Annotated in this window: 8 protein-coding genes; 5 read left to right on the top strand and 3 right to left on the bottom strand. The window is 64.1% G+C overall.

The features are described 5' to 3' along the window. Window positions 1–24 precede the first annotated feature (24 nt). The 3 genes from XcyCFBP4188_RS17025 to XcyCFBP4188_RS17015 all read right to left on the bottom strand — a co-directional run bounded on the left by XcyCFBP4188_RS17025 (window position 25) and on the right by XcyCFBP4188_RS17015 (window position 5,665). Entirely contained in the window at window positions 25–1,059 is a 1,035-nt protein-coding gene (locus XcyCFBP4188_RS17025) for a glycoside hydrolase family 43 protein (protein ID WP_006449518.1), read from the bottom strand. Window positions 1,060–1,094: 35 nt separating this feature from the next. Beyond that, the gene (locus XcyCFBP4188_RS17020; protein WP_104592496.1) at window positions 1,095–2,582 is read right to left on the bottom strand and encodes an MFS transporter; all 1,488 of its coding nucleotides are present in this window, start codon (window positions 2,580–2,582) and stop codon (window positions 1,095–1,097) included. A gap of 143 nt (window positions 2,583–2,725) precedes the next feature. Then, a complete protein-coding gene (locus XcyCFBP4188_RS17015; protein ID WP_167393561.1) occupies window positions 2,726–5,665 on the bottom strand; it encodes a TonB-dependent receptor in 2,940 nt (979 codons plus the stop codon). 281 nt (window positions 5,666–5,946) lie between these two features. Between XcyCFBP4188_RS17015 and XcyCFBP4188_RS17010 the strand changes: the two genes are divergently transcribed. The 5 genes from XcyCFBP4188_RS17010 (at window position 5,947) to XcyCFBP4188_RS16990 (ending at window position 14,034) form a co-directional block, all read left to right on the top strand. After that, window positions 5,947–7,455 carry an MFS transporter gene (locus XcyCFBP4188_RS17010; protein ID WP_104592495.1) on the top strand — a complete coding sequence of 503 codons (1,509 nt, stop codon included), beginning with the start codon at window positions 5,947–5,949 and terminating at the stop codon, window positions 7,453–7,455. Between the two features lie 10 nt (window positions 7,456–7,465). Then, window positions 7,466–8,455, top strand: coding sequence for an endo-1,4-beta-xylanase (locus tag XcyCFBP4188_RS17005; protein WP_043907831.1), 990 nt, complete (start codon window positions 7,466–7,468; stop codon window positions 8,453–8,455). Between the two features lie 41 nt (window positions 8,456–8,496). Then, entirely contained in the window at window positions 8,497–9,924 is a 1,428-nt protein-coding gene (uxaC, locus tag XcyCFBP4188_RS17000; RefSeq protein WP_006449513.1) for a glucuronate isomerase, read from the top strand. 163 nt (window positions 9,925–10,087) lie between these two features. Continuing rightward, complete coding sequence (galB, locus tag XcyCFBP4188_RS16995) at window positions 10,088–12,799, top strand: beta-galactosidase GalB (RefSeq protein ID WP_428977247.1); 2,712 nt, start codon at window positions 10,088–10,090, stop codon at window positions 12,797–12,799. A 50-nt stretch (window positions 12,800–12,849) separates the two neighbouring features. After that, window positions 12,850–14,034: an endo-1,4-beta-xylanase gene (locus tag XcyCFBP4188_RS16990; protein WP_104592494.1), complete on the top strand. Its 1,185-nt coding sequence runs from the start codon at window positions 12,850–12,852 to the stop codon at window positions 14,032–14,034. Window positions 14,035–14,040: the final 6 nt, after the last annotated feature.

The raw sequence follows: 14,040 nt of genomic DNA, 5'->3' as shown, positions 1-14,040 counted from the left end.
GGGAAGGGGCCGCCCAACAACGCATCACCAAGGCGACACCGCTCCCTCCCCATACGGATAAATCGTTGCGATCCTTCCATCCGCATCGTGCTCCAGCGACGCCATCTTGATGCTGCGTAGATGCGTCTGCCCGCCCGACAAAACAGCGTCGTGATAGAACAGATACCACTGGCCTTCGAACAGGCAAATGGAGTGGTGGGTGGTCCAGCCGACCACTGGTGCGAGCAGCACGCCTTGATAAGTGAACGGGCCGTACGGCGTGTCGCTGGTGGCGTAGCAGATCAGGTGGGTGTCGCCGGTGGAATACGACAGGTAATAGCGGCCGGCGTGGTGATGGACCCAGGGGCCTTCGAAGAAGCGGCGGGCATGGTTGCCGGCGCGTAGCGGGATGCCGTGTTCGTCGAGGATGACGATCTCGCGGGTGGGTTCGGCCAGTTGGGTCATGTCCTCGTGCAGGCGCGCGACGCGTGGGCCGAGTGCGCGTGCGTCGTCGCCCGGTTCCTGATGGGTCGGCGCATAGACGTTGTCGCGGTAGTGCTGCAGCTGGCCACCCCAGATGCCGCCGAAGTACAGGTAATGCGTGCCGTCGTCGTCTGCAAACACCGCCGGATCGATCGAGTAGGTGCCGGCGATGGGCTCGGGTTCTGCGACGAACGGGCCTTGCGGGTGATCGCCTACCGCAACGCCGATCTGAAAGATGCCGTCGGCACGCTTGGCAGGAAAATACAGATAGGTCTTGCCGTCGCGCTGCGCGGCATCCGGCGCCCACATCTGTCGCTGCGCCCAGGGCACGTCGCGGACGTGCAGCACTTGCCCGAGGTCTTCGACCGGCGCGTTGGGGTGCGCCATCCGGAACACGTGGTAGTCGGCCATGTCGAAATGCGAGCCGTCATCGCTGAAGGCAACGCCGGCATCGATGTCGTGCGAGGGATACAGGTACAGCGCGCCGTCGAACACGTGTGCGGAGGGGTCGGCGGTGTAGAGATGGGTGACCAGCGGTGCGGAAATGGCGGTGCGCGCCAGCGCCTGCAGTGCAGCGGAGTGCAGTTCATCGGACATGCGCGTACCTGTGCATGAAGTGGAGGGGGAGGGCGTCAGTGAGTAGCGAGCGTTGCGGTCTGTCGGCGTGCGCCCAGCTCGTGTTCGATGCGGGTTTCCAGTGCCTTGTCGATCTCGTACACCACCAGCAACGCGGTGCCGAGCAGGAACGGGATGGAGGCGTACACGCTGATGGCCAGGCGGATGCCGTCGGTGACCGCGCCGCTCTGTTGCGGCAGTGCGGCGTCATAGCCATAGAACGCCAGGATGCCGGCGACCAATGCGCCGCCGACGCTCAGGCCGATCTTCAGCCCGCACAACATCGCCGAGAAAATGATCGCGGTGGCGCGGCGGTGGTTCTTCCACTCCGAGTAATCGGCCACGTCGGCGATCATCGCCCACAGCAGCGGGATGGTGATGCCGTAGAAAAAGCCGTGCAGCACATAGGAGGCGAACACCCAGCCGATCGCCTCCGGCGGGTACACGTAGAACGCCAGCAGGAACACGGTGGAGATCAGCAGCGCGCCACCGAACACGTTGCGCTTGCCGTAGCGATCGGCCAGCCGCTTGGAAAAACCGATGCCCACGATCATCGCCAGGATACCGCCGGCACTGAACACGCTAAATGCGGATGTCGGCGCATCCTGCGGCCACTGAAGTGCACTCATGCCGGCACCGGTCAACACACTGTTGATGCCGCCGATAAAGCGATTGAAGCCTGCGTGATCCAGAAACAGCGTCAATGCGTTCGCATCGAGGTAGTACTTGAAGTAGTAGATATACATCCCGCCCTTCATGGCGAGATTGATGAAGACCAGGATGGTCAGCGCCAGCATCACCAGCCAGGGTTTGTTGCGCACCAGGTCGGCGAGGTCCTGGCGCACGCTGGTGCGCTGTTCGCTGATCGGCAGCACGCGCTCGCGGGTGGTAAAAAAGGTGATCAGAAAGCACAGCGTGCCGACGGCGGCGAACAAGGCCATCGTGTTGCGAAAGCCCTGCGCCTTGTCGCCATTGCCCAGGATCAGCACCAGCGGCAGCAGCAACACCTGGATGATGAACTGTGCAAACGTCACCGCCAGAAAGCGATACGCCGACAGACTGTTGCGCTGCTCCATGCTGCCGGTGAGCACGCCGCTCAATGCCGAATACGGCAGGTTGTTGGCCACATACACCAGCATCAGCAGTGTGTAGGTGGCGAAGGCGTATGCGATCTTGCCCTGCTCGCCGAGTGCGGGCGTGTTGAACGCGGCCAGCGATAGCGCGCCAAACGGCAGTGCCGTCCACAGGATCCACGGCCGGAACTTGCCCCAGCGCGTGCGCGTGCGGTCGGCCAGGATGCCGATGATGGGGGTGAACACGAAGGCGCCGAGCATGCCCACCACAAAGATCAGGGTGGCTGCCACACTCGCCGGGATGCGAAACACATCGGTGTAGAAGAACGCCAGAAAAGTGACCAGCGTCTGGAAGATCAGATTGGCCGCCAGGTCGCCCAGGCTGTAGCCGATCTTTTCGTGCAAGGAGAGCTGCTGTGAGCGATCGTTCATGAGGTGGGGCGGGGCTCAAGGAGTGCTGCGGAAAACGCCGCGGTGCGTGCTGTTTCGCCGGTCGCGATGGGGATGATCGCGACGGCGAAGACAGCACTTGGAGTAGCTAACAAAACGTAGCGCAGTAGTGTTGATAGCCACTCCTAGAAGGTACCGCGGATGCCGAGCATGACGGTGCGCCCGGGCTCGTACAGATCGTAGGTGGCGTTGGGCCAGGCGTAGGTGGTGCGCAGGGGTTCGTCGGTGAGGTTGGTGACGTTGAGGGTGATCTGCGGCTTGGACGGCAACGATTCCAGCGTGTAGCTGGCCGACAGATCCAGCTGGCCGCGCGCGTCGGCGTTGAGGCGTGCATACGGGATGCCGTTCTGGTTGGCGCCGGAGATCACCATGTCGTCGTTCCAGGTGTAGGACAGGCGCACCGAGGCGGCGTCTTTTTCCCAGTACACGGTGCCGTTCCACAGGTTCGGCGCAACACCGACCGCCACTGCGGGAATGCCTTCGCCTTCCGAGGATTGGGTAACGTGCGTGTAGTTCACGCTGAAGCCCATGCCGTCGACCAGCTTGTCCAGCGGCTGCACCCAGATGGCCTCGGTGCCGCGGATGTTGAGCACGCCGTCGGCGTTGACCTGGGTCTGCACGTCCACCGTGGCGGCATTGGGGCCACCGCGCTGGTCCAGGCCGGCTTGCTGGATCGGCAGCAGGCTCTCGTACGGCACGCCCAGGTCGTTGAACGGAATGCGCCGCACGCCGTTGACGGTGAAGCCGCTGATGCGCTTGTTGAACAGCGTCAGGCCCACATAGCCCTCGCCGCCGGTGTACCACTCGCCGCCGAAGTCCACGTTGGTGGACAGATACGGCGCCAGGTTGGGATTGCCCTGGGTTGCGGTTTGCGCGGAGGGGTCGCTGAAGTTGGTGTTGGGCAGCATCGCGCTGGGGTCGGGCCGGGTGAGCGTGCGCGAGCTGGACAGGCGCAGCACCACGTTGTCGGCCACATCCCAGGCGGCGTTGAACGAGGGCAGGGTTTCCTTGTAGTCCGAATCCAGCACCTGGATGCGGCGGATGCCGTTGATGGTGACCGGGCCGGTGATGGTCTGGTCGGTGGTCACGTAACGCACGCCGGCGTTGAAGCGCAGCGTGCGGTTCCACACTTCGGTTTCTGCATTGGTTTCGATGTAGAAACCCCAGTTTTTTTCGCGGATGCCGCCGGCCGAGGCGCCGGTGTTGGCGGAGTTGGTTTCCGGTGCGGAATCGCGTAGCGCGTAGTAATTGGTGTCGCCGAGGAAGCGGTTGAAATCGGCGGTGATAAAGCCGTCCGGGCCGGGCCGCAGATAGCCGGCCAGGGCCGCATTCGGCACCGCCGAGCCAGGGCCGCCGTTACACACGTTGCCGCCACCGCCGCGGCAGACCACCTGCTCCCAGGCGATGCTGTTGTCGAAGCCGCGAATGGTGCGCTCGGCCTGGTCGTAGGCGGCGCCGATCTTGATGTTGCGCTTGTCTTCGCCGAACTGCAGGTCGGCGCGGCCGCCACGGGTTTCGGTCACGCGCTTTTCGTTCTGGATATTGACCCGGCCGCCGTTCCAGCCCCAGCCCAGATTGGGGTCGTTGAGATCGAGCGGGCTGCTGATCGACGGGCGGTCGCCGCCCTCGTTGCGGTAGTCGACGGTGGTGAACGGCGAGGTCACCAGGATGCTGGGCGACTCACGATCCAGCCAGCTGCGCGTGGCATTGGCCTGCACGTTGAGCTTGATGTCCTGCTCGGCGCCGAACAACAGTTCCGCGCCCGGGTTGACGCTCCAGAACTTGACCTCTTCGCGATACGGGCGCGCTTCCAGAAAGTACTGCGCGTTGGCAAACGTGGCGCTGGTGACCACGTTGTTCTGATCCAGCTGCATGCCCAGCGGGATCATGTTGCCGTTGCGGCCGATCAGATTCATGCTGATCCGCTCGGTGGTGCGCTTGGCCTCGGAATACAGCGTGTCCAGATAGAAATGCATGCTGTCGGAGGGGCGCCACTCCAGCGACATCACCGAGGCATCGCGGTCGCGGTCGCCATTCATGTAGACGCTGCGGCCCAGGCGCGGAATCAACGCGTCGCTGATCTGGTCGATGCTCAAGCCCGGGTTGCGTGCGAGCAACCAGGCTGCATCGATGGTCTCGCCGGTGGTGAGGCCACTGCCGGCGGTGGCCGGCACGCGATCGGGAATGCGCCAGTTGCCGCCGCCATTGACGTTGCAGGCGGCCGGTTGATTGGTGGCCGGCGTGCCCGCAGGCGGGGTGAGACCGCACTGGGTGTAGGTCAGGCCTGGGTTGGTCCAGCCCACGCTCTCGAAGCCGCGCACGCCCAGTTTGCCGCGCACCGAGGCCACGCCCAGCAATGCGCCGAAGGTGCCTTCCTCGTTGGTCCAGCTACCCATGAAGGCGCCGCGCGGGGTGGTCTTTTCGCTGGTGCTGTTCCAGTCGGCTTGTGCCTGATAGGTGAAGTGCACGCCGGGGCGATCGAACGGGCGTGCGCTGCGCATGTCCACCACGCCGGAGACGCCACCTTCGAGCATGCCGGCGGTGGGCGTCTTGCTCACGGTGAGCTGGGTAAAGAACTCGGTGGGGAACAGGTTCAGATCGACTTCGCGGTTCTGGTTCTGCGCGTTTAGACCGATCGAAGCAGTGGCGATGCTGGCGCCGTTGAGCGTGGTCTTGGTGAAGCTGGTGCCCAGGCCGCGGATGGCGATGTTGACGCCTTCGCCATTGACGTCGCGCGAGAGCTGCACGCCGGGGATGCGGTTGAGCGACTCGGCGATATTCATGTCCGGGAACTTGCCGATGTCCTCTGCAAACACGGTGTCGGCAAAGCCCACCGAATCGCGCTTGGCATCGGTGGAGAACTGGATGCTGCGTCGGTAGCCGGAGACGGTGACGGTGTCCAGCTGGGTCACTGCATCGCCGCTGGCGGTTGCGGCCGGTGGAGTTTGTGCGGTCGTTGCGCTGGCGGCGTCGGTGGACTGGGCCAAGGCGGACGTGCTGGCCATGCCCAGCAGGACGGACCCCAACGCGCAGGACAACGCGGTTTGTGCGTAGCTGTTCTTCACCGTAATCCCTTCCCTAACAGGTGAGCGGATGTCCCACGCATCGCCCCTGCGCAGGGAGTGCCGCTGCCGATGCGCGGCGCGACGATGATGCGATGGGGGAGACGGGCGATCAGTGGTGGCGGATGTTAGCGCTACCAAATTCAGAACATCACGCTGCAGGGCAGCATAGATGTCGGGGCATAGCGACGAATGTGGCAGTAGCGCTTATCGAGACGGTCTTGAACGTCGGCGCACAACTGGCGTGCTGCACTGCGCGATGGATTTTACCGGACGGCGTGGTAATGGTAGCGCTATCACCCGTGGCGCAAGGCCACCTTTGTGCAGGTGCAGTGGTCGATGAATTTCACCGAAGAACGCGGCAGCAATGCGCCGAACTGCCCCGGACATGCGGCAGCGCATTGCAATGGTCGTTGTGCGATTGCCCATCGCGCGCTGCGTTTAGCTGCGTTGCGACGCTCAGGCGCATGAGCGAGTTGCCGCAGGCGGTTGCACCTGACGGCACGCTAACGCGCCTGGGCCGTGTGCGTTGGCGCGTGTGCGCGTTGCTGCTCGCCGCCACCACCATCAACTATGTCGACCGCCAGGTGCTCGGTGTGCTGGCGCCGTTTCTGCAGACGCAGATCGGCTGGAACGAAATCCAGTACGGCTACATCGTCACCGCGTTCCAGGCCGCCTACGCGCTGGGGTTGTTGTGCAGCGGTGCGGTGATCGACCGCTTCGGCACCCGCATCGGCTATGCGCTGGCGATCGGCATCTGGAGCCTGGCGGCGATGGGGCATGCGCTGGCCACCACAGTGGTGGGATTTGCGATTGCGCGCTTCTTTTTGGGGCTGGGCGAGTCCGGCAACTTCCCCGCCGCGCTCAAGACGGTGGCCGAGTGGTTCCCGCGTCGCGAGCGCGCCCTGGCCACCGGCATCTTCAATTCCGGCTCCAATATCGGCGCCATCGTCGCGCCGTTGCTGGTGCCGGTGATCGCCACCGCCTGGGGTTGGCAGGCGGCATTTCTGTTCACCGGCGTGCTCAGCGCCACCTGGCTGCTGGTGTGGTGGCTGAGCTATCACCCGCCCGAGCAGCAACCGGGTTTGTCGGCTGCCGAGTTGGCGCATATCCGCAGCGATGCGCATGAGCCGGTGCAACGGCGGCTGTCGTGGTTGCAGGTGCTGCGGCATCGTCAAGCATGGGCCTTCGTGCTGGGCAAGTTCATCACCGACCCGATCTGGTGGTTCTTCCTGTTCTGGCTGCCCAAGTTCCTGCATGCCGAATATGGCCTGAGTCTGTTGCAACTGGGCGCGCCATTGATCGTGATCTTTGTGCTTGCCGATATCGGCAGCATCGCCGGTGGCTGGGTCGCCGGGCGCTTCATCGCGCGCGGGTGGAGCGTCAACCGGGCGCGCAAGACCGCGATGCTGATCTGCGCAATCTCGGTAGTGCCGATCGTGTTCGCCGCACGTGCAGACAACCTGTGGGTGGCGGTCGGTTTGATCGGTTTGGCCACCGCCGCGCATCAGGGCTGGTCGGCCAACCTGTTTACGCTGCCGTCGGACATGTTTCCGCGCCATGCGGTCGCCACGGTGGTCGGTATCGGTGGCTTTGCCGGCGCGGTGGGCGGCATGCTGATCGCTACTTTCATCGGTTTTCTGTTGCAGGCCACCGGCAGCTACGTGCCGGTGTTCCTGATGGCGGGCTCGGCCTACCTGCTGGCGTTGACGGTCGTGCACACGCTGGCGCCACGCCTGGATCCAGCGCAGCTACCGGCCGATGCTGCCGTTGCATCTTCCCCTTCGTCCTGAGGTGATCGCCATGCGTACGCGGGTCGTTTTCTCCAGTCTGCTGCTCGCAGCCAGCCTCGCAACATCTGCATCTGCTGCGCAATTGGCATCCGGTGCGTCCAAATTCCTGGGCAGCGCCTACAGCCCGCAGCAAGCGGCAGGATTCACCCAGTACTGGAACAAGCTCACACCCGAAAACAGCGGCAAGTGGGGCAGCGTGGAAGCGGTGCGCGACCAGATGGACTGGAGCGGCCTGGATACCGCCTACAAGTTTGCCAAGGCCAACGGCATGCCGTTCCAGATGCATGTGATGGTATGGGGCAATCAGCAGCCGGAGTGGATCAAGACCTTGCCGCCGGCCGAGCAACGCCGCGAGATCGAGCAGTGGTTTGCCGCAGTGGCGCAGCGCTATCCGGAGATCGATCTGCTGGAAGTGGTCAACGAACCACTCAACGACCCGCCCAGCAAAAACGACACCGGCGGCGGCAATTACCTGCAGGCGCTGGGTGGCAACGGCGCCAGCGGTTGGGAGTGGGTGCTGCAATCGTTTCGGCTCGCACGCCAGCACTTTCCGCGTGCGCGGCTGATGATCAACGACTACAGCATCACCAACAACCCGCAGGCCACACAGAAATATCTGCAGATCGTGCAGTTGCTGCAGCGCGAGCAGCTGGTCGATGCCATCGGCATCCAGGAGCACGCCTTCGAAACCACTCCGAATGTGGCGATGTCGGTGCATCGCGCCAATCTCGATGCGTTGGCTGCAACTGGCCTGCCGATCTACATCACCGAGTTCGATCTGGACGGGCCAAGCGATGCGCAGCAACTGGCCGACTACCAACGCGTGTTCCCGGTGTTCTGGGAGCATCCCGGTGTGCGTGGCATCACGCTGTGGGGCTTTCGCCCAGGGCAGTGGCGCGACAAGGAGGCGGCCTATCTGATTCGCACCGATGGCAGCGAACGGCCGGCGCTGACCTGGCTGCGTAGTTACGTGGCCGCACATCGCAACGCCACGCCGTGAGCGTTGTGCCACTCACCTTTCGCTTGTTTGTTGACTGACTTATGCCCACGCCCACGCCCACACCACTGACCCTGCACGCCGACCGCCTGTTGCCCGCCGAACCCGGCACGCGTGCGATTGCGCGCCGCCTGTATGCGCAGATCGCCGCGCTGCCGATCATTAGCCCGCACGGCCATACCGACCCGGCGTGGTTCGCCACCAATGCGCCGTTCGCCAACGCCACCGAGTTGTTGCTGGTGCCGGACCACTATGTGTTCCGCATGCTCTACAGCCAGGGCATCGCGTTGGATGCCTTGGGCATCCCGCGTGCGGATGGATCGCGTGCAGCGGTAGATCCACGCGCGGCGTGGCGTGTGTTCGCCGAGCACTACACGTTGTTGCGCGGCACGCCATCTGCGTTGTGGCTCAATCACGTGTTCCACGACGTGTTCGATCTGCGTGTCCGGCTGGATGCAGGCACTGCCGATCATTACTACGACCACATCACCGCAGCCTTGCAGACGCCGGCATTTCGCCCGCGTGCGTTGTTCGAGCGTTTCAATATCGAGGTGATTGCCACCACCGAATCGCCGCTGGATACGCTGCAACATCACGCCAGCATTCGCGACAGCGGTTGGAAGGGGCGCGTGCTCACCGCATACCGGCCAGACCCGGTGGTCGACCCCGAACACGAGCAGTTTGCCGGTGCGCTGCAGCAGTTCGGCACGCTCACCGGCGAGGATGTGCTGACCTGGCAGGGCTATCTGCGTGCGCATCGGCAGCGCCGCGCGTTCTTTGCCGCGCATGGCGCAACCTCGACCGACCACGGCCACCCCAGTGCGGCCACCGCCGATCTGTCGCCGGATGAGGCACAGCGCTTGTTCGACACCGTGGTGCGTGGCGCAGCGACGCCCGCACAGGCCGAGCTATTCCGCGCGCAGGTGCTGACCGAGATGGCGGCGATGAGCCTGGACGACGGCCTGGTGATGCAGCTGCATCCGGGCTGTTTCCGCAATCACAACCGGCAGCTGTTTCACACCTTCGGGCGCGACAAGGGTGCTGATATTCCGATGCGCACCGACTACGTGCACGCACTCAAACCGCTGCTGGATCGTTTCGGCAACGACCCGCGCCTGCGTCTGATCGTGTTCACGCTGGACGAAACCAGCTACAGCCGCGAACTTGCGCCGTTGGCCGGGCATTATCCCTCGCTGCTGCTCGGGCCGGCGTGGTGGTTCCATGACGCGCCGGAGGGCATGTGGCGCTTCCGCGAGCAGACCCTGGCCAGCGCCGGCTTCTACAACACCGTGGGTTTCAACGACGACACCCGTGCTTTCCTGTCGATCCCCGCGCGGCATGATGTGGCGCGGCGCGTGGACAGCGCGTTTCTCGCCAAGCTCGTTGCCGAGCATCGGCTGGACGAGGATGAAGCGGCCGAGGTCGCGATCGATCTGGCATATCGCTTGCCGAAGCAGGCCTACAAGTTGTGAGGGTGAATGGCGCGCAGTGTGGCGATGCCTTCCCACGTGCGTGTGGAGTCTTTACACCGAGCGCATGCGTCTGGTCGGATGGAGTAGCGACATGATGCGCGTAGAGATGTGGTGCGCGCTGAAGCGCCGTGTTGCCGAACGCAGCGTGCGTCTTGCACAGGTGATGTTCGTCTGCCTCTGCGCCACGCTTCCTGTGTTGCCCGCACTGGCGGTACCACCGGCGCCAACCGAGATGCCACGCGAGCGTGTCTCGCTCAACGCGCAATGGCGCTTCCACCGCGGCGATCCCCCTGGCAATCGCGAAACCCTGGACTACGATGTGCGTCCGCAAGTGGTGCGTAGCGAAGACGGCAAGGTGGCCGATGCACAACCCGAGCAGGCGCAGCACATCGATGCCGCCGCAACACGCGTGCTCAAGCCGTGGATCCTGCCGACTGCCAATGGCTTGATTGCAGATCCCGCAAAGCAGCACACGCGCCCCCCCGGCAATCCCGGCGGCACCGTTGCCTTCGTGCAGCCGCAGTTCGACGACAGCGGTTGGGAGCCGGTGGACCTGCCGCACGATTGGGCGATTGCAGGGCCGTTCCTGGCAGATGGTCCCTATGGCGGCATGGGGCGCTTGCCTAGCTGGGGTATCGGTTGGTATCGCAAAAGCCTGGACATTCCTGTCAGCGATCGCGGCCGCTCGTTGTTTCTCGATCTCGATGGCGCGATGTCATATGCCACGGTCTGGCTCAACGGCAAGCTGGTCGGCGGTTGGCCGTATGGCTACAGCTCCTGGCGCGTGGACCTGAGCCCGTACGTGGTGTTCGGTGCACGCAACCAGCTGGCGATTCGTCTGGACAACCCGCCCGACTCGGCACGCTGGTATCCGGGTGGCGGGCTGTATCGCAATGTGTGGTTGACCAAAGCTGCTCCGCTGCATATCGCCCAATGGGGCACGCAGCTGACCACGCCGCAGGTGTCGGCAGACACTGCGCAGGTGCAGCTAGCGATCACGCTGGAGAATGCCGCCCGCAGCGCTGTGCAAGCGCAAGTCAGTACCGCGATCTATGTGCTCGATGATGTGCGTGGCACGCGCAGTGGTGAGCCTGTTGCACGCATTGCGCCTGTGCAGGTTGCGGTTCCCGCAACGGGTAGCGCACGCGTGCAAGGCACTACGCAGATCGATCAACCACGTCTGTGGGGCCCGCCACCAACACAGCGCCCGCATCGCTACATCGCCGTGACCGAAGTCAGCCAGAACGGGCGCGTGGTAGATCGCTATGACACACCGTTCGGCATCCGCAGCATCGTGTTCGATGCCGGGAAGGGGCTGCTGGTCAACGGCGAACATGTGCCGATTCGCGGCGTGAACAATCATCACGATCTCGGTGCGCTGGGTGCAGCGTTCAATCTGCGCGCCGCCGAGCGGCAACTGCAGTTGCAGCAGCAGATGGGCGCCAACGCCATCCGCATGAGCCACAACCCGCCCGCGCCCGAGCTGTTGGAGTTGACCGACCGCATGGGCTTGCTGGTGGTGGATGAAGTGTTCGACAGTTGGGAGATGAAGAAGACCCCGCTGGATTTCCACCTGGTGTTCCAGCAGTGGCACGAGCCGGACCTGCGCGCGATGCTGCGGCGCGACCGCAATCATCCCTCGGTGATGCTGTGGAGCGTGGGTAACGAAGTCGGCGAGCAATACACCGGCGAGCAGGGCGCCGCGATCGCCCGCACGCTGCATGCCATCGTGTACGACGAAGACTCCACTCGCCCGGCTACTGTGGCGATGAACTACGCCTCGCCCGAGATGCCGTTGCCCGCTGCGCTGGATGTCATCAGCCTCAACTATCAGGGCGAAGGCATTCGCGACATGCCGGAGTTCGCAGGCACCGAGCGCATCCGCAAACAGCCGCAGTATCCGGCGTTTCATAGCAAGTTTCCGCACAAAGCGATTCTCAGTAGCGAGACCGCATCGGCATTGAGCAGCCGCGGCGTGTATCTGTTTCCGGTGACGCCGGATAACAGCGCACCGGTGCGCGATGGGCGCGGCGGCGACTCAGCCACGCATCAGGTCAGCGCCTACGAACTGCATACGGTGGATTTCGGCTCCAGCGCCGACAAGGTGTTCGCTGCACAGGACCGGCATCCATATGTGGCCGGCGAATTCGTCTGGACCGGCTTCGACTACCTGGGCGAACCCACGCCGTACTACAGCTCGCGCAGTTCCTACTCCGGCATCTTCGATCTGGCCGGTTTTCCCAAGGATCGTTACTGGCTGTATCAATCGCGCTGGCGCCCTGACCTGCCGATGGCGCATCTGCTGCCGCACTGGACCTGGCCCGGTCGCGAGGGTCAGCTCACGCCGGTGCATGTGTTCACCTCGGGCGATGAGGCCGAGCTGTTCGTCAACGGCGTGTCGCAGGGGCGCAAGCGCAAGGCGCCCCTGCAGTATCGGTTGCGCTGGGATCAGGTGGTCTACCACCCTGGCGAACTGCGTGTGCAGGCGTACAAGGATGGCAAGCCCTGGGCCAGCGACCGTGTGCAGACCGCCGGCCGCGCCGCGCGCATGCAGGTGACGCCCGACCGCAGCAGCATCCGTGGCGACGGGCAGGATCTGAGTTTCGTCACTGTGCGGCTGCTCGATCGCGCCGGACGCCCTGCACCGACCGCCGGCGACCGCCTGCGTTTCCGCATCGAAGGCCCGGGCGAGCTGGTCGCCACCGACAACGGCGATCCGACCAATCTGGAATCGTTCGTCTCGCCGCAACGCAACGCCTTCAACGGGCTATGTCTGGCCATCGTGCGCGCCAAGGCCGGCGCACGTGGGACGATCACGGTCCATGTCGAGTCCGACACCTTGCAAGCGGGCAGTGCGCAGGTGGTGGTGGAGTGATGGGGCTATCGATGACGCAGTGCATGCAGTACCTCAACAGGAACCCAGCGATGCAGTACAGCCCCAAGGGTCCAGCAACGCGCTTGCGTTTCGGTTTGGCCCTCATCGGCGCCGTCATGGCGCTGCCGGCACTTGCTGCATGCGACACCCGCAGCAATTCGCTCAAGCACGCCTATGCCGACGGCTTTCTGATCGGCACGGCCGTCAATACCGACATCGTCTCCGGCAAGGACGCCGCCTCTGCCGCGCTGGTCGCCTGCCACTTCAACGCCATCACCGCCGAGAACGTGATGAAGGCCGAAGTGGTTGCTCCACGTCCGGGCGTGTTCGACTTCAGTGCTGCCGATGCTTTCGTTGCCTACGGACGCAGCCGTGACATGTTTGTGATCGGCCATACGCTGGTCTGGCACAACCAGACCCCGGACTGGTTCTTCGTCGATGCGCAGGGCAACCCCAACACCGCGAACGCGCAGCTGGAACGCATGCGCGCGCACATCGAACGCGTGGCGGGGCGCTACGTGGGCAAGGTGCAGGCCTGGGATGTGGTCAACGAGATCATCGACGAAGACGGCAGTTATCGCGCTATCAACTGGGTGCAGCGCGTCGGCGACGGCGACACCGTAGTGCGCAATGCCTTCAGCTTCGCGCAGCGTTATGCGCCCGATACACAGCTGTATTACAACGACTTCAATGCCTGGCGGCCGGCCAAGCGCGAGGGCATCGTGCGCATGGTCAAGATGTTGCAGCAATCCGGCATCCGCATCGATGGTATCGGCATGCAAGGACACTGGGGGCTCGACTATCCCAGCCTGCGCGATATCGAAGATGCCATCGACGCTTACGCCGCGCTCGGCATCAAAGTCATGATCACCGAGCTGGATGTCGATGTGTTGCCGCTCACCAAGGAAGGCCAGGTCATCGGGACCGGGCTTGCGCACAAGCAGTTCCAGCTGCCGGAATTCAAGCGCTTTCTCGACCCCTATCGCGATGGCTTGCCGCCCGAGGTGCAGGCGCAACTGCGCGATCGCTATGCCGAACTGTTCGCGCTGTTCTGGCGCAAGCGCGACAAGCTCGCCCGCGTCAGCGTCTGGGGCGTCACCGACGGCATGTCGTGGAAGAACGATTACCCGGTACCCGGCCGCACCAACTACCCGCTGCTGTTCGATCGCAAGCACCAGCCCAAACCTGCACTGGATGCGGTGTTGGCGGTGCCGGCGGACTCAAGCGCGCGATAGGCAAGG

The sequence above is a fragment of the Xanthomonas hortorum pv. cynarae genome, assembly GCF_002939985.1.
In the GTDB taxonomy this organism is placed as follows: domain Bacteria; phylum Pseudomonadota; class Gammaproteobacteria; order Xanthomonadales; family Xanthomonadaceae; genus Xanthomonas; species Xanthomonas hortorum_D.
Note: the sequence above shows the minus strand (reverse complement) of the source record. Positions and strands in the feature narration are given on the sequence as shown.